Below are 19,053 nucleotides of genomic sequence, written 5' to 3'. Positions count from 1 at the left end.
GACGATCCGGAAAGTGGCCTGCATGCCGATGCGCGCACTGCAAGTGAGGGAGCGAGCGGTCAGTCATTTGAGCAAGCTCGCTACGCCACCGCGACGAGCACCTTGTTGGAGCGCCCCAGGCGGGCATACACCTCGAGGTAGCGTTGCGCCATGGTGGCCGCGGTGAAGCGCTGCTCGAAGCGCGACCGGCACCGGCTGCGGTCGATTTCATCCAATCGCCGCGCCGCAGCGAGCGCCTCTTCCTGATCGTGGACGATGTAGCCTGTAACGCCGTGCTCGACCACCTCGGGCACCGAGCCTCGGTCGTACGCGATCACCGGCGTACCGCACGCGAAAGCCTCGATCATCACCAGGCCGAACGGCTCCGGCCAGTCGATCGGAAACAGCAGCGCGCGTGCGTTGCCGATGCAGTCGTTCTTCTGCGCATCGTCGATCTCGCCGATCCATTCCACCAGGGGATTCTCCAGCAGCGGCCGTATCTCGCGCTCGAAGTAGATCCGATCGACGGGGTCGACTTTGGCCGCCACGCGCAGGCGCGTGCCGCAGGCAGTCGCGATCTCGATCGCGCGATCGAGCCGCTTCTCCGGAGAAACCCGCCCGACGAAGGCGAAGTAGTCCTGCGGCCGGCGGTGAAACGTGTAGCGATCGAGCGGCAAACCGTGGTGCACGGTCGCGCACCAGTTGGCTTTCGGCAGCGGCAGGCGCTGTGCGTCCGAAATGGAGACGACGGGATGCTCGCAGAAATGCTCGAACAACGGCGGCAGATCGGGCAGATCGAGCCGCCCGTGCAGAGTGGTGACATACGGTCTGGGACAGACACGCGCGAGCGGCATCTGCAGAATGTCCACATGGAAGTGGATCACGTCGTATGCGGCCGCAGCGGCGAAAACCCGGTCCAGCATGATCGTATGCCAGACGTGCCAGTCGGGGCACCCCGGATCCAGACGCAGCGCAGCCTTGCTGCTCGGCACGAGCTTCCCCAGGGTGCGCGAATCGCCGCTGGCGTAGAGGGTCACCTCATGCCCCGCTTGCACCAGCGCGTCGGTCAGATGCGCGACCACCCGCTCGGTGCCGCCGTAGCCCTTGGGCGGAACGCTCTCGAAAAGCGGCGCAACCTGAGCAATCTTCATGCTGCCTCCGACCCCGCTCAGCGCAGCGCGAGCGGGCCCAAGCCATTCGCCCCGGCAGGGCGCCGGCGCGAAAGCACGAAGCTGCGGGCACCGCCCCGGCGCATATGCTCGATCGCCTTTTCGGCGTGCGTAAGCAGAGTCTCGGCATCGGGCCCGTCGTCGGGGTGAAGCGCCAGACCGAACCAGGCGTACGGCAACGCCCGGCGCAGCAGCGGACAGATGCGCGGATCGATCGAGCGCGTCAGGTGCTCGGCCAAGGCGCGGGCGTAGCTGCGAAAGCCGATCGGAGCGATCACCAGCGCGAAGCGCTCCAGCCCGAGCCACGTCACGTGCAAACGTTCGGAGCGAGCGCGCTGCCGTTGATCGAGGGCATGGCGCACGCGCTCTTGCGCGCGTGCGGAATAATTCGAGCTCACTTGCATCACGATCACCGCCGCGCGGTCATGCGCGCGAACGGCGTGCGCCAGCGCCGTCAGAAGCTCCTGTCGCGTGCGCTCGCGGCTCTCGGCTGGCGCCGCCGGAGCCGCGAGCGATCTCCACGTTTTCATCTCTTTGATCTGCTCGTCCATCGTTTGCTCATCCATTTCCAAAACGCTGCGTGCGCTTGTCCTGCTTGCCGAACGCGTCCGCCAGCCGCGACTTGTTTGGCAGGCTCGAATACGGCCGGATCTCGGCTCCCGTCACCTCGGCCATGTGCCTCAACGCCGCGCGTTCGTCCGCAGCCGTTTCGGAGGCCACGCATCCGACCGGCACCCAGAGCCTATAGCGTCGCAGGTATGCGTCGTGGGCGCTGAACAGCACACAGATGTGCGCCTGCAATCCCGTCAGGATCAAACCGTCGATACGCAACTCGGCCAGCAGGAACTCGAGCGGCGTACCGTAGAAAGCGGAATGACGCGGCTTGAGGATCGAAAGATCGCCCGGCTGCGGACACAGCAGGGCTACCAACCCCCTGCCGAGCCGCGACCGCTCACAGCGTTGTAAGACCGCGTCGAAGTTCGCGCTCCAGTCTCCGAAGTGATCGTTGACGTAGATCGTCGGGACGCCTTCAGCGTGCGCCCGCTCCTTCAGCCGGCGGGTCTGCCGCGCCGCCGCCACGGCGCGCCGCGAGAGCCTGGCGCCGCCATCGAAGTCGAGCGTGTTGACGAAGTCGATGAGCAGCAGGGCCGGACGAAAGCGCACGAGCCTCTGACGTGGCGGCGGCGGTCGTGGCTACTGAACCGCCTGTTGCTTGCGTTCCTCGATCTGCTCGGCCAGGTGCTCGAGGTCGAGGCGCGCCTTGCGCACCTTCGGGAACATTTCCTTCTCTTCTTCCTTGACGTGATGCTCGACATACTCGCCCAGCACCGTTACCTTGGCGTCGTACAATTCATCGTTCGGCTGCATGCTCTGGAGTTGCGAGATCAGCTCCTTCGCCGATGCATGCTCGACCTCCGCCTCGTCCAGGAGATCCGGCTCTTCAATCGCCTCGCGCGCGGCGGGGTAGAAGATTTCTTCCTCGACCTGCGTATGCAGCGTGAGCTCCATGCAGATCTGCTGCACCAGTTCGGACTTCTCCGTATCGTCCATCTTTTCCTTCATCTTCTCGAACTGCTTGAACATCTTGCGCACCTTGGCGTGGTCTTCCGTGAGAAGATTGATCGCGTTCGGGGCGCTGCGGCTGGAACGCGCCTTGGTCCTGGCGGGGCGCGCTGCGGTTCTCGGCATGGCTCTCTCCTGATGGGTTTGTTGCGGGCAACGCGGAGATTGCACAAGCCGTACCCGGCTACGGGATTCCATCAGCATGCGCAACAACGACCCGCGCGCTACGCCGGTTTCACCACATGAGGTAGAAGACAAGCGATGAGGCGGGTGCGCAGTACATGCTGTAGCAGGGAAGGCATCGCCTCTCCGAGTGCGCGCCGCTTACCGAGACTCGACGACTTCGGTCAGGCGGACGGCCGCTGCGCGCCGGCAGGTCTTTGCAACACCGGCGCACGCCGGCTCGGCTCGTTCAGGGTGCGGGCGACCGCGCTCAGGTCGCTCACCAACTCATGGTAAGCCTCGGCGAATCGATCCTGGTCGCGCTGGCGCAGCACGTATGCCGGATGATAGGTGACGGCGACCTGCCGCTCGGGATGTTCGGGTGCGGTGTAGACCGTACCACGGAGTGTGGCGATGCGCACGGCGTGGCCCAGCACCGCGCGTCCCGCGGTCGTGCCGAGGCACACGATCAGCTTCGGCATTACCGAAGCGATCTCGGCACTCAACCAGCGGTTGCAAGCGTCGATCTCGCGCTGAGCCGGCGTCTTGTGGATGCGCCGCTTGCCGCGCGGCTCCCACTTGAAGTGCTTGACCGCGTTGGTGACGTAGACCTGATCGCGTGCAATGCCGGCCTGCTCGAGCGCCCGCTCGAGCAGCGCCCCGGCCGGGCCGACGAATGGATGCCCCTGCCTGTCTTCCTCGTTGCCCGGCTGCTCGCCGACCAACATCACCGCCGCGGGGGCTTGGCCCTCGCCGAAAACCGTTTGCGTGGCATGACGCCACAGCGGACAGGCCCGGCAGCCTTCGGCTTCGGCGCGCAAGCGTGATATCGATTCTGTGGAACTCATGCAGCCGTCACTTCCATCCAGCTGCCGCAAACGGCGTGATTCGCGGCGAAGCGCCGCGCTGCACCGCGTAACCTGCGGCCGAAACAGCAAAAAGCTGCCGCTATCCCCGTGGTCGTGCGGTTAGCGTTGGGCGGTCACGAAACCCATCCGTGGATGAGCGTCTGCCGTCGAACGGTACAACCGTTCCGACTTGATTCGGAGATGCGACAGCCTCAAGCTATTCCGCGCACCCCATGTGCCCGCGGCGGGAGGCCGCGGGCGGCAGGCCGCGCTCGTGCCGGATAGAGGACGCGCAAATCCTGACCACCGGCTCGTAAGCCTTGCCGCGGAAGTGAGATTTCAGCGGCTCGTTCTGCGTGCGCCGCGCTTTCTGCTGCTGGTCTTGCGGCTGCTGCTCTTCTTGCTGCTGCTCTTCTTGGCGCTGCTTTTCTTTGACGCGCCCTTCTTCGCCGGCACCTTCGCGCCCGCCCGGCGTGCCTCGGACAGCCCGATCGCGATCGCCTGCTTGCGGCTCTTCACCGTCTTGCCGGAGCGGCCGCTCTTGAGCGTGCCGCGCTTGCGCTCGCGCATCACCCTTGCGACTTTCTTCGATGCCTTCTTTCCGTACTTCGCCATTTGCGCTTCCTCCTCTCCATGGTTGCGACACCGGCCGCGGCCTTCGCACACAGCATGCCTCGGGTACCCGGGCGCGCGTCGTGCGGACTCTGTCGGTCGAGTGGTCTCGGGGATTCCGAAGGCCGTGATTGACGATTCTTTCAAAAGGAGATTTTCGCAATGGCGAAGAAAAAGGTGACCAAGAAGGGTGTCGAGGTCAAGGACAAGGATGCGAATCGCGATCCGATCAGCGGCGCGGCGGGTGCGCATCCGGTCGGTGTGGGTGTCGGCGCGGCGGCTGGAGGTGCGGCAGTCGGTGCCGCTACCGGCACGGTGGCGGGCCCGGTGGGTACGGCGGTTGGTGCCGCCGTAGGCGCAGTGGTCGGCGGCCTGGCCGGCAAGAGCGTCGCGGAAAAAATCGACCCGACGGTGGAGGACGCATATTGGCGCGAGCGCTATGTGCACGAGCCGTACTACGAAGAAGGCCGTGGCTGGGACGACTATGCGCCCGCCTATCGCGTCGGCTACGAGGGCCGCAGTCGCTACTACACCGAGCCACGCTCCTTCGAAGAAGTCGAGCGCGACATCGAAGCGGAATACAACCGGCGTCGCGCCGCCAACGGTTTGTCGTGGGACAAGGCGCGGCGTCCGGCGCGTGCCGCCTGGGACCGAATCGAGCACGTCATGCCCGGCGACGCCGATCGGGACGGGCGCTAACCCCGGTTAGCATTTCGCAATCAGGGCTCCGGCAGTATCGGAGCGCATCGAAAGAAGCCGGCGTTCGCGCCGGCTTCTTTGTCGATGCTCATCGCGCCTATTTTCCGCTGATTCCCGCTTGCTTGATCACCTTGGTCCACTGGTCGCGCTCCGCCAGCATATGCTGGCGGAATTGTGCGGGCGAGCTGCCGACCGCCTCGGAGCCGTCCCCGACGAGTCGCTTCATCATCTCCGGCTCGTGCATGACCTTCACGATCTCGCGATTGAGCTGGTCGACCACCGGGCGCGGCGTCCCGGCCGGGGCAAGCACGCCGTACCAGTTGGTCACCACCACGCCTTTCACGCCCGCCTCGGCCATGGTCGGAAGATCCGGGACCGCCGGCGCGCGCTTGGGCAGCGTGACGGCGAGCGCACGCAGCCGCCCCGCCTTGACATGCGCCTGCGACGAGACGATGGTCGGAAACGACAGCTCGATGTTGCCGGCGACCAGGTCCGCGTAGGCGGCACCCATGCCCTTGTACGGAACGTGCGTCATGCGGGTGCCGGTTGCAACCATGAACAGCTCGCCGCTCAGATGGATGAGGCTGCCGATCCCCGAGGAGGCGAAATTGAGCTTGCCGGGATTCGCTTTGAGGTGCTTGACGAACTCCGCCACCGAATGAACGGGCACTTTGGCCGGGTTCACCGCCAGCAGATAACCTTGCGCCGTGATCTGCGAAACCGGCTCGAAATCGCGCACCACGTCGAAGCGCGCCTTGTACAGGATTGGATAGACCAGCGAGGTCGCGCTGATGACCACGACGGTATGGCCGTCCTTGGGTGAATTGGCGGCGGTCTCCAACCCGATTGAGCTGCCGGCGCCGGGACGGTTGTCGACCACGAAGTTCTGCCCCGTCGCTTCGGTCAGCTTGTGCCCGAGTGCACGGGCAATCGTGTCCATGCTGCCGCCGGGCGCCAGCGGAACGATCATCCGTACGGGACGACTAGGATACGATTGTGCCTGTGCGACAACGCTGCCGAGCGCAGTGAGCGTGCATAATGCGACGGCCGTGAGCGGCCAGCCGAACTTGACCACCGTGAGCGGCCAGACGAACTTGGCCGCGCGCCGCGGGCCGAACCGGAACCTGTGCATCCTTACACCTCCGGAAAATCCGCGAGGATGCCTTGTTCGGGACCGCTGTTCAAGCCGAGGCCGTACGTCGAAGCCTTGCACTCAGGCCCATACGGCCCGCGAGACGCAGCGAAGGACGCCGCGGGTCCGCGCTCGCCGGAACGACGCGAGGCAATCGACATGCCCGCTCTGGCGGTCACCGAGGGCCCGGGAACTTCGGTTGCAGTCCTGTATCCCATCCGGTACATCGACGCCAGCTGACAAGGACATCAAGAGGAAAGGCGGGAGGCGGGGGGCCAGTCCCAGATTGGTCCAGCCCGGCCGATCAACGTGCTGACCGATCACGACATCTACCTCTTCCGCGAGGGCACGCATAGCCGGCTTTATCGCCATCTCGGCTGCCACTTCGGCAGCCAAGACGACGCGTCCGGCGCGCACCCCGGGGCGCATTTTGGTGTATGGGCGCCGAATGCGCGCCACGTCGCCGTCATCGGCGAATGGTCCGACTGGCGACCCGACGTCCACCCACTCGTGCCTCGCGCCGACAGCTCCGGCATCTGGGAAGGATTCGTTGCCGGCATCCGGCCCGGCCAGGCCTACAAGTACCGCATCGAATCGCAGCGGCAGGGATACGTCGGGGAAAAGGCCGACCCGCTGGCGTTCTACGCCGAGCAGCCGCCTGCCACCGCATCGCGCGCATGGAATCTCGACTACAAGTGGGAGGACGCGGACTGGATGCAGCGACGCGCGCGCGCCAATGCGCTCGATGCGCCGATGTCGACCTACGAGCTGCATCTCGGCTCGTGGCGGCGCAAGCCCAACGGCGACTGGCTCGGTTATCGCGAAGCCGCGCATGCGTTGGCCGATTACGTGCAGCGAGTGGGCTTCACTCACGTCGAGCTGCTGCCGATCACCGAGCATCCCTTCTATGGCTCGTGGGGCTACCAGACCACCGGCTACTTCGCTCCGACCGCCCGCTACGGCAACCCGCAGGACTTCATGTATCTGGTCGATACATTGCACCAGGCCGGCATCGCGGTCATCCTCGACTGGGTCCCGTCGCATTTTCCGAACGACGCGCACGGCCTGCATTACTTCGACGGCACGTTCCTGTACGAGCACGCCGATCCACGGCAGGGATTCCACCCGGAATGGAAGTCGTACATCTTCAACTACGGCCGCAACGAAGTGCGCGCGTTCCTGCTCTCGTCGGCCATGTTCTGGCTGGATCGCTATCACATCGACGGGCTGCGCGTCGACGCGGTCGCCTCGATGCTGTATCTGGACTACGGGCGCAAGGCGGGCGAATGGATCCCGAACCGCTACGGCGGCAGGGAGAACCTGGATGCGATCGAGTTTTTGCGCAAGTTGAACGAAACGGCCTATCGCGACCATCCGGGCGTGCAGGTGATCGCCGAGGAGTCGACCGCATGGCCGCAGGTGTCGCGCCCGGTCTATACCGGGGGCCTGGGCTTCGGGCTGAAGTGGAACATGGGCTGGATGCACGACACGCTCGACTACATGGCGATCGATCCGCTCTATCGCAGCTACCATCACCACCGCCTCACCTTCTCGCTCGTCTACGCCTTCCACGAGAACTTCGTGCTGCCGCTGTCGCACGACGAGGTCGTATACGGCAAGCGCGCGCTGCTGGAGAAGATGCCGGGCGACGAGTGGCAGAAGTTCGCCAACCTGCGCCTGCTGTTCGGCTACATGTGGACCCACCCGGGCAAGAAGCTGCTCTTCATGGGCGCAGAGATCGGCGAGCGGCGCGAGTGGTCGCACGACGGCTCGATCGATTGGCACCTGCTCGACTACGCTCCGCATGCCGAGCTGCAAACCTGGATGAGCGATCTCAACGCGCTCTACCGGGCGCAGCCGGCGCTGCACCAGCGCGACTTCGACGGCTCCGGGTTCGCCTGGATCGACTGCAACGATGCGCACACCAGCGTCATCAGCTATATGCGCTACGGCGGCGAGAACACCAAGCCGATGCTGGTGGTGTGCAACTTGACCCCGGTGCCGCAGCACAACTACATCGTCGGCGTGCCGTTCGCCGGCTACTGGCGCGAATTGCTGAACAGCGATGCCCCGCGCTACGGCGGCAGCGGCATGGGCAACCTCGGCGGGATGGAGACGAGCCCGGTGCCGGCGCACGGACACCTGCGCTCGCTCACGCTCACGCTGCCGCCGCTGGCGGCGCTGATCTTCGGAGCGCCCGATGTCTGAAGCCCGGGCCGGGGGCCGCTCGGCGGCTCGGCAACGCAGCGCGCCCGCGCGCGCCGAGGGCCAGGTGGAAGCGGCGTGCCCGAGCCTGCCTGCGGAAGGCCGCATCCGCGCAGTCATCGAGGCCGTCTCGCCTTCGGTCGACGGCGGCCGCTTCCCGATCAAGCGCGTTCAAGGCGAACGCGTCGGGGTCGAGGCCGATTGCTTCACCGACGGCCATGACGCGCTCGTATGCCTGCTGCGCTGGCGCCACGAGACCGAAGCGCAATGGCATGAAGTGCACATGCTGGCGGCACCCAACGACCGCTGGCACGGCGAATTCCGCGTCGGGCGTCCGGGGCGATACTTGTATAGCGTCGTGGCCTGGGTGGATGCGTTTCTTTCCTGGCGGCACGACTTCGAACGCCGCGTCGAGGCCGAAGACATTCGCAGCGCCGCGCTCGCGGGTGCCGAGTTGATCGGTCAGGCTGCGCAGCGCGCCGGCCAAAGCGAACCCGGGGCGCGCCTGCAAGCCTGGGCCGAACAACTTCGCAAAGAACAGGACATCGACACCCTTCGCACCCTCGCCCTCGACCCCGAGCTCGCCGAGCTGGCGCTGGCCCATCCCGACCGGCGCTTCGAAACGTCGTGGCCGCGAGAGCTCGCCGTCATCGTGGATCGCAAGCGGGCCCGCTTCAGCACCTGGTACGAGCTCTTTCCGCGCTCGACAGGCCCGGACGGCCGCCATGGCACGTTCGACGACGTGATCGCGCGCCTGCCTTACGTCGCCGCCATGGGCTTCGACGTGCTGTATCTGCCGCCCATCCATCCGATCGGGCGCGAACGGCGCAAGGGCCGCAACAATACGCTCGTCGCCACTGCCGACGACGTCGGCAGCCCGTGGGCAATCGGCGCCGCCGAGGGCGGGCACACTGCCGTGCACGCGCAGCTCGGCACGGCTGCCGATTTCCAGCGCCTGCTCGCTCAAGCGGGCCAGCACGGGTTGGAAGTTGCGCTCGACCTGGCCTACCAGTGCGCGCCCGACCACCCGTATGTCGAATCCCATCCGCAGTGGTTTCGCCACCGGCCCGATGGCAGCGTGCAATACGCGGAGAATCCGCCCAAGAAATACCAGGACATCTATCCCTTCAATTTCGAGTCGGACGACTGGCCAGCGCTGTGGAAGGAATTGCGGCAAGTGATCGAGTTCTGGCTCGAGCAGGGCGTGCGCATCTTTCGCGTCGACAACCCGCACACCAAGGCCTTCGCCTTCTGGGAGTGGGCGATCGCAGATGCCAAGCGCGCGTATCCCGACGCGATCTTCCTGGCCGAGGCGTTCACGCGCCCGAAGGTCATGCACCGGCTTGCCAAGCTAGGGTTCAGCCAGTCGTACACCTACTTCGCCTGGCGCAACACCCGGCACGAGCTGACCGAGTATTTCACCGAGCTCGCGCACGGCCCCGGGCGCGAATATTTCCGTCCCAACGTGTGGCCGAACACCCCGGACATCCTGACGGAATATCTGCAGTTCGGCGGACGCGCGGCATTCGTGACGCGCGCCGTGCTCGCGGCAACGCTGGCGGCCTCCTACGGCATCTACGGGCCGGCCTTCGAGCTCATGGAACATGCGCCGCGCGAACCGGGTAGCGAGGAATATCTGGACAGCGAGAAATACCAGATCCGGCAGTGGGACCTCGGCCGCGAAGACAGCCTGGCGGAGCTGATCGGGCGACTCAACCGCGCGCGCCGCGACAACCCCGCGCTGCAGTCGGACTGGAGCCTCGCCTTCCATGGCATCGACAACGACGCCATGATCTGCTATTCCAAGTCCGACGGCGACAACGTGGTGTTGGCGATCGTGAATCTCGATCCGTATCACGTCCAGTCGGGCTGGACCGAGCTCGACCTGGACGCGCTCGGGCTCGACTCGTCCGCGCCCTACCAGATGCACGAGCTGATCAGCGGCGCGCGCTACCTGTGGCAAGGCGCGCGCAACTTCGTCAGCCTCGATCCAGGCCGCGTGCCGGCGCACGTGTTCCGCCTGCGCCGGCGCGTGCGCACCGAGCGCGACTTCGACTATTTCCTCTGATTGCCCCCAGCCCATGAACGACCAAGCCGTGCTCGATCCGACGCTCGTCGCCGCCAAGACCGAGGACACGCTCTGGTACAAGGACGCGATCATCTACGAGCTGCACGTCAAGGCGTTCTTCGATGCCAACGACGACGGCATCGGCGACTTCAGAGGGCTCACCGAGAAGCTCGACTACATCCAGGACCTCGGCGTCACGGCGATCTGGCTGCTGCCGTTCTATCCCTCGCCGATGCGCGACGACGGCTACGACGTGGCCGACTATCACAACGTCTATCCGGCCTACGGCACGCGCAACGACGTGCGCCAGCTGGTGCGCGAAGCGCACCGGCGGGGCTTGCACATCATCACCGAGCTGGTCGTGAACCATACCTCCGACCAGCATCCCTGGTTCCAGGCGGCGCGGCGCGCGCCCAAGGGTTCGGCCAAGCGCGACTACTACGTGTGGAGCGAGGACCCGAAGAAATACGCCGGCACGCGCGTCATCTTCACCGACACTGAGACCTCCAACTGGGCCTGGGACGAGGTCGCGCAGTCGCATTACTGGCACCGCTTCTTCTCCCACCAGCCGGATCTGAACTTCGACAATCCCAACGTACTGAAAGCGGTGTTCCGCACCATGCGCTTCTGGCTCGACATGGGCATCGACGGCTTTCGCATGGACGCGATCCCGTACCTGATCGAGCGCGAAGGCTCGATCAACGAGAACCTGCCCGAAACGCACGCCGTCATCAAGAAGCTGCGCGCGCTCATGGACGAGCACTACAGCGACCGGATGCTGCTCGCCGAAGCGAACCAGTGGCCCGAGGACGTGCGCGAATACTTCGGCGCGGGCGACGAGTGTCATATGGCGTACCACTTCCCGCTCATGCCGCGGCTGTTCATGGCGATGGCGATGGAGGATCGCTATCCCGTGGTCGAGATCATGCAGCAGACCCCCGAAATCCCCACGACCTGCCAGTGGGCGATCTTCCTGCGCAACCACGACGAGCTGACGCTCGAGATGGTCACCGACCGCGAGCGCGACTACATGTACCAGATGTACGGAGCCGAGCAGCGCATGCGCGTGAACGTCGGCATCCGCCGCCGCCTTGCGCCGCTGCTGGAGAACAGCCGCGACCGCATCGAGCTGATGACCTTCCTGCTGATGACCATGCCCGGGTCGCCCATCCTCTATTACGGCGACGAGCTCGGCATGGGGGACAACATCTACCTGGGCGATCGCAACGGCGTGCGCACGCCGATGCAGTGGAGCCTCGATCGCAATGCCGGCTTCTCGCGCGCCGACCCGCAGCGGCTGTACCTGCCGGTCAACATGGACCCCGTGTACGGCTACCAGTCGATCAACGTCGAAGCGCAGGCCCGCAATCCCTCGTCGCTGCTCAACTGGACGCGCAAGCTCATCGGCGAGCGCAAGAAGCATCGCGCCTTCGGCCGCGGCTCGATCTCGTTCCTGCGTCCCGGCAATCGCAAGGTGCTGGCCTATTTGCGCGAGCACGATGGCGATACCATTCTGTGCGTGGCCAACCTCTCGCGCTATGCGCAGGCGGTGGAGCTGAATCTGGCGCGCTTCGAGGGCTGCGTGCCGGTCGAGCTCGGCGGCAAGACCTCGTTCCCGCCGGTGGGGAAGCTGCCCTACCTGCTGACGCTGCCCGGCCACGGCTACTATGCCTTCCAGCTCTCCGCCGAGGCGCCGCCGCCCACCTGGCATGCGCAGGTGCTGCCGCTCAAGGAGCTGCCGACGCTGGTGCTGCTGGAGAGCTGGCGCGATCTGTTCTCGGGCCGCGGCGGCGCCAAGGAGGTCCTGCGCGCGATTTCCAACACCACGCCCGACAAGCTGCGCGACGAAGTCCTGCTGCCGTTCCTCGAGTCGCGGCGCTGGTTCGCGGGCAAGGGCAATCGCATGACCGGCATGGCGCTGGCCGACATAGGCGCCTGGCGTACCCCCGAGGGGAGCTGGCTGTTCGCCGTCTTGAAGCTGGAGTTCGCCGAGATCCCGCCCCAGGTCTATTTCCTGCCGCTCGCCATCGCCTGGGAAGAAACCGGCGCGGACCTGATGCCGAAGTACGGCGCCTGGGCGCTGGCGAAGGTTCGCCACAAAGGCCGCGTGGGCATGCTCTACATGGCGTTCGGCAACCCGGATTTCTGCCGCGCGCTGCTGCGTTCCATGGGTTCGCCGGGCGACCTGCCGCTCGGCGCGGGGAGGCTGCGTTTCATCCGCACCGGCGTCTACGAACACTACATCGATGCCGAGGCGCTCGCGGCCGAGATCCAGTACCCAGCCGAGGAGCAATCCAACATCGGCGTGTACTTCGGCATGCGCGCGTATCTCAAAGGCTACATGCGCCTGCAAAGCGGCGTCAATTCCGAGGTCGAGATCGGCCGCTTCCTCACCGACGAATCGCCCTACCCGAACATTGCGAGCGTGCTGGGCGCGATGGAATACGTCGGCCGCGACGGGTCGTCGACCGCGCTCGCGATCGGCCAGCGCTTCGTGCGCAACCAAGGCAGCCTCTGGACCTATAGCCTGGAATACCTCGACCGGCATATGGGGGCAACCGCGGGCGGCAACGCGGTCCCCGCCGAGGCCCAGGCGCCGGTCGCCCCTGTCGATCCGCACGCCCTATACACGACCCAGGCGCACAAGCTCGGCATGCGCGTGGGCGAGTTGCATCGCGCATTCGCCGCCCACACGGGCAATCCCGCGTTCGATCCGGAACCGGTCACCGCTGCCGACCTGCAAGCCTGGATCGAAACGGTGCGCGCCGACACCATCAATACCTTCGACCGGCTGGAGCGCAAGCGCCCCGAGCTGGACGAGGCGGTACGCAGCCTCGCCGACGAGTTGCTCGCACGCCGGCGCTACCTGCTCGATCGCCTGCAGCAAGCATCGGTCGGGATCGAGGGCCTGGTGAAGACCCGCTATCACGGCGACCTGCACTTCGGCCAGGTCCTGATCACGGCCAACGATTTCGTCATCATCGACTTCGAGGGCGAGCCGATGCGCCCGGTGGAAGAGCGGCGTGCCAAGGCGAGTCCGCTGCGCGATGTTGCCGGCATGGTACGCTCGGCCAGCTATGCCGCCCACGCGACCGCGGAGCGCCTGGCTGCACAGCATCTGGACCGGCATGCGGAGTTCCGCAAGGACGCGCTCGAATGGCAGACCGCCGTCACAGGCGCGTTTCTTGCGGGATACAAGGCCGCCACCGTCGGGCTTCTCTCGGTCCCACAGGACGCAGCGGCGTTCAAGCGATTGCTGGACCTGTTCGTGATCGAGAAGGGGCTCTACGAAATGCGCTACGAGCTTGAAAGCCGCCCGCAGTGGGCCGCGATCCCGATCCGCGGCCTCTCCGAGCTGATCGAAGGTAACCTGGCGTGAGCGCGCGCAACAGCGTGCTGGGCATCGTGCTGGCCGGCGGCGAAGGCACCCGGCTCTCTCCCTTGACGGCCGAGCGCTCGAAGCCCGCAGTTCCTTTCAGCGGGCGCTACCGCATCGTCGACTTCGCGCTCTCGAACCTGGTCAATTCGGGCATCTATTCGATCTACGTCCTGGTGCAGTACAAGTCGCAATCGTTGATCGAGCACATCCGCGAGGCGTGGGTGCTGGGTCCGACCATCCCGTCGCATTTCATCACGGTGGTGCCGCCGCAGATGCGCGAGGGCCAGGAATGGTTCCAGGGCACCGCCGATGCCGTCTATCAGAATCTTGCGCTGATCGAGGCGAACGATCCCGACGTGGTGGCGGTATTCGGCGCCGATCACGTGTATCGCATGGACCTGCGGCAGATGATCGATTTCCATCTCGCCTGCGATGCCGACGTGACGGTGGCCGCATTGCCGGTGCCGCTCGCGCAAGCCACGGCCTTCGGCGTGATCGACTGCGATGCGAGCGGCCGCATCCGCGAGTTCGTCGAGAAGCCGCCTGCCCCGCCCACGATGCCGACCGACCCCACGCGCGCGTACGCCTCGATGGGCAACTACATCTTCCGCACCCGCACCCTGATCGAGGCGCTGGTCGAGGCTCGCGACCGCAGCGGCACCGATTTCGGCCGCGACGTGCTGCCGCGGCTGATCAAGACGCAGCGCGTATTCGCCTACGATTTCGCGCTGAATGCATGCCCCGGCATGCATTCCTACGAGGAAGCGAACTACTGGCGCGACGTGGGCACCATCGAGGCCTATTTCGACGCCACCATGGATACGCTCGGCGCCGAGCCGCGGTTCGATCTCATGAATCCGCGCTGGCCCATTCGCTCGAGCAACTACCAGGGTCCGCCGGCAAGCTTCGGCGCCGCGCGTATCGAGGACAGCGACATCGGCGCGGGCGTGCTCATCCAGGATGCCACGCTCACACGCAGCGTCGTCCGTGCCGGCACCGTGGTCGGCAAGAACGTCGCGATCGAGGATTCGATCGTGTTCGATTCGTGCACCATCGGCGACGGCGCGCGCATCCGCCGCGCCATCATCGATCGGCACAACACCATCGCGCCCGGCGCGCGCATCGGCTACGACCGGGATCAGGATGCGAGGCACTACACGGTCACCGACTCGGGAATCGTGATCGTGCCGCTGGCGCCGCTCGATGAGCGCCATCCCCGCTTCCGCTCATGAGCACGGTCAGCGCGATCTGGCCGGGGCGCTCGTACCCACTTGGCGCAACCTGGAACGGCGAGGGTGTCAACTTCGCGCTGTTCTCGGAACACGCCGAGAAGGTGGAGCTGTGCCTGTTCAGTGCCGACGGGCGGCGCGAAACCCAGCGCATCGAAGTGCGCGAGAACACCGACCATGTCTGGCATTGCTATCTGCCGGAGGCGCGGCCGGGATGGCTCTACGGCTATCGCGTGCACGGGCCGTATCGGCCGGAAGAAGGCCATCGCTTCAACCCGGCCAAGCTGCTGCTCGATCCCTATGCACGCAACATCGTCGGGGGCTTGCGCTGGAGCGACGCGATGTTCTGCTACACGATCGGCAACCGCCGCGACGATCTTTCCTTCGACCGGCGCGACAGTGCCCGCGGCATGCCCAAGTGCAAGGTGATCGACCCGGCGTTCACCTGGGACGACGACCGCGCGCCCGGTGTCCCGTGGCACGACATGGTGATCTACGAGCTGCACGTGCGCGGCTTCACCATGCTCAATCCGCACGTTCCCGAGCCCTTGCGCGGCACCTACGCGGGACTGACGACCGCGCCGGTGATCGACTACCTCAAGCGGCTGGGCGTCACGACCGTCGAGCTCATGCCCGTGCACACGTTCCTCGACGACCGCTATCTGGTCGAGCGGGGCCTGCGCAACTACTGGGGCTACAACACCATCGGCTTCTTCGCTCCCGAAGCGCGCTACAACGCCTCGGGCAAAGTGAACGAGTTCAAGACCATGGTGCGCGCGCTGCACTCGGCCGGCATCGAAGTCATCCTCGACGTGGTCTACAACCACACCGCCGAGGGCAACCACATGGGGCCGACGCTCTCGTTTCGCGGCATCGACAACAAGTCGTACTACCGGCAGGCGGACGAGGACGCGCGCTACTACAAGGACTACACCGGCTGCGGCAACACGCTCGACATGCAGCATCCGCGCGTGCTGCAGCTCATCATGGATTCGCTGCGGTACTGGGTGAGCGAGATGCACGTCGACGGCTTCCGCTTCGACCTCGCGGCGGCCCTGGCGCGCGAACTGCACGCGGTCGACCGCCTGGGTGCGTTCTTCGACATCATCCGGCAGGACCCGGTCCTGAACCGCGTCAAGCTCATCGCCGAGCCCTGGGACCTCGGCGAAGGCGGCTACCAGGTCGGCAACTTTCCGCTCGGCTGGGCGGAATGGAACGACCGCTATCGCGACACCATGCGGGCCTACTGGAAGGGCGACGAGGGCCTCATCGGCGAGTTCGCCGCGCGCCTGACCGGCTCGAGCGACCTGTACGGCCGCAGCGGCCGCCGGCCCTTCGCCAGCGTCAACTTCATCACCGCGCACGACGGCTTTACGCTGCACGACCTGGTCTCGTACAACGACAAGCACAACGAAGCCAACGGCGAGGAGAATCGCGACGGGCACAATCACAACCTGTCTTGGAACTGCGGCGTGGAAGGTCCCACCGACGATCCCGAGATCCGCGAGTTGCGCAACCGCCAGAAGCGCAATCTCCTCGCCACGCTGCTGCTGTCGCAGGGCGTGCCGATGCTGCTGGCGGGCGACGAGATCGGCAACAGCCAGTCGGGCAACAACAATGCGTACTGTCAGGACAACCCGATCGGCTGGATCGACTGGAGCCTGGAGGAACACAATCGCGATCTCGTGGACTTCGTGCGGCGGCTGGTCGCGCTGCGCCATCGGCATCCGGCGTTTCGCCGCCGCGATTTCTTCCAGGGCCGCCCGCTGCATGGAGGCCCCCTGAAGGACATCGTCTGGCTCAGGCCCGACGGCGCCGAGATGTCCGAGGAGGAATGGCAGCAGGAGTTCGCCCGCTGCCTCGGCGTGCTGCTCGCCGGCGATGCCTCCGACCAGGTCGACGACCGCGGCCGACCGGTGGTCGATCGCTCTTTCGTCGTGCTGTTCAACGCGCACCACGACGACATCGAGTTCACCCTTCCCCCGTGCATCGGAGCCCGCCAATGGCTGCAGATGGTCGACACCACCGAGGCCCGGGCCGCGGAAGACCCGCCGACCTTCGCCGGCAACGCCCGCTATCCCTTGCGCGGGCGCTCGCTGGCGCTGCTGACGCAGATCCGCTCCGACCGCCCGAGCGAAAGCGGTTTGCGCATGCGCCGTCTCATCGGAGCCGATGATGAGATATAGGTATTCGATGCCGTTCGGCGCCGAGCTCGCCGAAGACGCAACCGCGCATTTCCGGCTGTGGGCGCCGGCGGCAACCGAGGTGGAAGTCGAGATCACCCAGGGCCAGAATCGCATCGGCGCGGCGCTCGCCGCGGCCGAAGGCGGCTGGTTTCGCGGCGCCGTCGGCAACGTGCATGCGGGAGCCCGCTACGGCTTTCGCATCGACGGGGGCCTGCTCGTGCCCGATCCCGCCTCGCGCTTCAATCCCGAGGACGTGCATGCGCCGAGCATGATCGTCGATCCGCTGGCGTTCTCGTGGGGCGAGCTCGCCTGGAACGGCCGCCCGTGGGAGCAGGCGGTGATCTACGAGCTGCACGTCGGCACCTTCACCGAGAAGGGCACCTTCCGCGCCGCCATCGAGCGCCTCGATCACCTCGCCTCGCTGGGCGTGACCGCAATCGAGCTGATGCCGCTGGCGGATTTTCCCGGCACGCGCAACTGGGGTTACGACGGCGTGCTGCCATTCGCGCCCGACGCCTCCTACGGAACGCCCGAAGACCTGAAGCTGCTCGTGCAATGCGCGCATGCACGCGGCCTCATGGTATTCGTCGACGTCGTCTACAACCATTTCGGCCCGGAGGGCAACTACCTCAACGCCTACGCGCCCGCCTTCTTCAACCCGCAGCGGCATACGCCCTGGGGCGCGGCGATCGACTTCGACGGCCCGCACTCGCGCACGGTGCGCGACTTCTTCATCCACAATGCGCTCTACTGGCTGGAGGAGTACTGCATGGACGGGCTGCGGCTCGATGCCGTGCACGCGATCGTCGACGAGACCCAGCCCGATTTCGTCACCGAGCTGTGCGCGACGGTGCGTTCGCGCACGCGCCCCGGGCGGCACGTGCACATCATCCTGGAGAACGAACGCAACCAGGCACGCTATCTGGGGCGCGATGCGCAGCGCCAGCCGATCCTGGCGACCGCGCAGTGGAACGACGACATGCATCATGCCGCCCACATCGTGCTCACCGGCGAGAGCGACGGCTACTATTCGGACTATGCGCGAGCGCCGCTGTGGTATTTCGGCCGCTGTCTGGCCGAGGGCTTCGGCTACCAGGGCGAGGCTTCCGCCTTTCGCGACGGCGCCGAACGCGGCGATCCGAGCGTGCACCTGCCAGCGGCCGCGTTCGTCTCGTTCCTGCAAACGCACGACCAGGTCGGCAACCGCGCGTTCGGCGAGCGCATCGGTCATCTCGCCCCGCGCGAGAAGCTGCAGGCCGCGATTGCGTGCTGGCTGCTCGCGCCGGCGCCGCCGATGCTGTTCATGGGCGAGGAATTCAACGCCTCGAGCCCCTTCCTGTACTTCTGCGACTTCGGACCGGAGCTCGCCGCGGCCGTCGCCCGCGGCCGGCGCGAGGAGTTCGCCCGCTTCGCGCGCTTCGCCGATCCGCAAGCGCGCGAGTCGATCGCCGACCCGACCGATCCCGAAACCTTCCGCCGCTCCAAGCTCCACTGGGACGATGCTCGCGAGCCCAACGAATATCTCGACCTCTATCGCCGCTGCCTGGCTGCACGCCATCAATACCTCATGCCGCACCTGGCGCAGCAGCCCCCGAGCGGCGCGTTCACGGTCGACGACGAGCGCGTGCTGGCGGTCGATTGGGCGCTGAGCGAGGGTGCTGCGCTGCACCTGCGCGCGAACTTTTCCGCCGAGGCAAGCGCACGCATGCAGCGCCCGCGCGGGCAGGCGTTGTTCGAGTCGGGACCGCTCGGCGCCGACGCAGCAGGGTTCGTCCGCCTCCCAGCCTATGGCGTGATCTGCGCGCTGGAAACCGAACCCTGA

General features: G+C 66.2%; 14 protein-coding genes. 7 read left to right on the top strand and 7 right to left on the bottom strand.

All coding sequences use genetic code 11. The features are described from left to right. Window positions 1-80: 80 nt before the first annotated feature. The 6 genes from GEV05_04845 to GEV05_04820 form a co-directional block, all read right to left on the bottom strand. The gene (locus GEV05_04845) at window positions 81-1,130 is read right to left on the bottom strand and encodes a glycosyltransferase (GenBank protein MPZ42730.1); all 1,050 of its coding nucleotides are present in this window, start codon (window positions 1,128-1,130) and stop codon (window positions 81-83) included. Window positions 1,131-1,147: 17 nt separating this feature from the next. Then, window positions 1,148-1,699, bottom strand: a complete 552-nt coding sequence (locus GEV05_04840) for a hypothetical protein (GenBank protein MPZ42729.1) — start codon at window positions 1,697-1,699, stop codon at window positions 1,148-1,150. A gap of 7 nt (window positions 1,700-1,706) precedes the next feature. Beyond that, window positions 1,707-2,312, bottom strand: a complete 606-nt coding sequence (locus tag GEV05_04835) for an isochorismatase family protein (protein MPZ42728.1) — start codon at window positions 2,310-2,312, stop codon at window positions 1,707-1,709. A 30-nt stretch (window positions 2,313-2,342) separates the two neighbouring features. Further along, window positions 2,343-2,837: a hemerythrin domain-containing protein gene (locus GEV05_04830; protein ID MPZ42727.1), complete on the bottom strand. Its 495-nt coding sequence runs from the start codon at window positions 2,835-2,837 to the stop codon at window positions 2,343-2,345. A gap of 221 nt (window positions 2,838-3,058) precedes the next feature. Continuing rightward, window positions 3,059-3,721 carry a UdgX family uracil-DNA binding protein gene (locus tag GEV05_04825; protein ID MPZ42726.1) on the bottom strand — a complete coding sequence of 221 codons (663 nt, stop codon included), beginning with the start codon at window positions 3,719-3,721 and terminating at the stop codon, window positions 3,059-3,061. Window positions 3,722-4,060: 339 nt separating this feature from the next. Next, window positions 4,061-4,336, bottom strand: a complete 276-nt coding sequence (locus GEV05_04820; protein ID MPZ42725.1) for a hypothetical protein — start codon at window positions 4,334-4,336, stop codon at window positions 4,061-4,063. A gap of 159 nt (window positions 4,337-4,495) precedes the next feature. Between GEV05_04820 and GEV05_04815 the strand changes: the two genes are divergently transcribed. Continuing rightward, on the top strand, window positions 4,496-5,032 hold the full coding sequence (locus GEV05_04815) for a hypothetical protein (protein MPZ42724.1): 537 nt from the start codon (window positions 4,496-4,498) through the stop codon (window positions 5,030-5,032). Window positions 5,033-5,129: 97 nt separating this feature from the next. Here the strand turns inward: GEV05_04815 and GEV05_04810 are convergent, their stop codons facing one another. After that, on the bottom strand, window positions 5,130-6,164 hold the full coding sequence (locus tag GEV05_04810) for a tripartite tricarboxylate transporter substrate binding protein (GenBank protein MPZ42723.1): 1,035 nt from the start codon (window positions 6,162-6,164) through the stop codon (window positions 5,130-5,132). 309 nt (window positions 6,165-6,473) lie between these two features. Here GEV05_04810 and glgB point away from each other — a divergent pair, with 309 nt between their 5' ends. Genes glgB through treZ form a run of 6 tightly spaced genes read left to right on the top strand, consistent with a single transcriptional unit; the run spans window position 6,474 to window position 19,053 of the window. Next, window positions 6,474-8,372 (top strand): 1,4-alpha-glucan branching protein GlgB, encoded by a 1,899-nt coding sequence (gene glgB, locus GEV05_04805; GenBank protein MPZ42722.1) that lies wholly within the window; start codon window positions 6,474-6,476, stop codon window positions 8,370-8,372. Then, entirely contained in the window at window positions 8,365-10,437 is a 2,073-nt protein-coding gene (locus tag GEV05_04800) for a DUF3416 domain-containing protein (GenBank protein MPZ42721.1), read from the top strand. Before glgB ends, GEV05_04800 begins: the two co-directional genes overlap by 8 nt. 13 nt (window positions 10,438-10,450) lie before the next feature. After that, the gene (treS, locus tag GEV05_04795; protein ID MPZ42720.1) at window positions 10,451-13,816 is read left to right on the top strand and encodes a maltose alpha-D-glucosyltransferase; all 3,366 of its coding nucleotides are present in this window, start codon (window positions 10,451-10,453) and stop codon (window positions 13,814-13,816) included. After that, the gene (gene glgC, locus GEV05_04790) at window positions 13,813-15,048 is read left to right on the top strand and encodes a glucose-1-phosphate adenylyltransferase (protein MPZ42719.1); all 1,236 of its coding nucleotides are present in this window, start codon (window positions 13,813-13,815) and stop codon (window positions 15,046-15,048) included. Before treS ends, glgC begins: the two co-directional genes overlap by 4 nt. Beyond that, on the top strand, window positions 15,045-17,231 hold the full coding sequence (gene glgX, locus GEV05_04785) for a glycogen debranching protein GlgX (GenBank protein ID MPZ42718.1): 2,187 nt from the start codon (window positions 15,045-15,047) through the stop codon (window positions 17,229-17,231). The genes glgC and glgX overlap by 4 nt, the downstream gene beginning before the upstream one ends. Beyond that, entirely contained in the window at window positions 17,221-19,053 is a 1,833-nt protein-coding gene (treZ, locus tag GEV05_04780; protein ID MPZ42717.1) for a malto-oligosyltrehalose trehalohydrolase, read from the top strand. The genes glgX and treZ overlap by 11 nt, the downstream gene beginning before the upstream one ends.

This window comes from Betaproteobacteria bacterium (genome assembly GCA_009377585.1).
In the GTDB taxonomy this organism is placed as follows: Bacteria; Pseudomonadota; Gammaproteobacteria; order Burkholderiales; family WYBJ01; genus WYBJ01.
The sequence above is the reverse complement of the archived record's forward strand: the minus strand, read 5'-3'. Positions and strand labels throughout refer to the sequence as shown.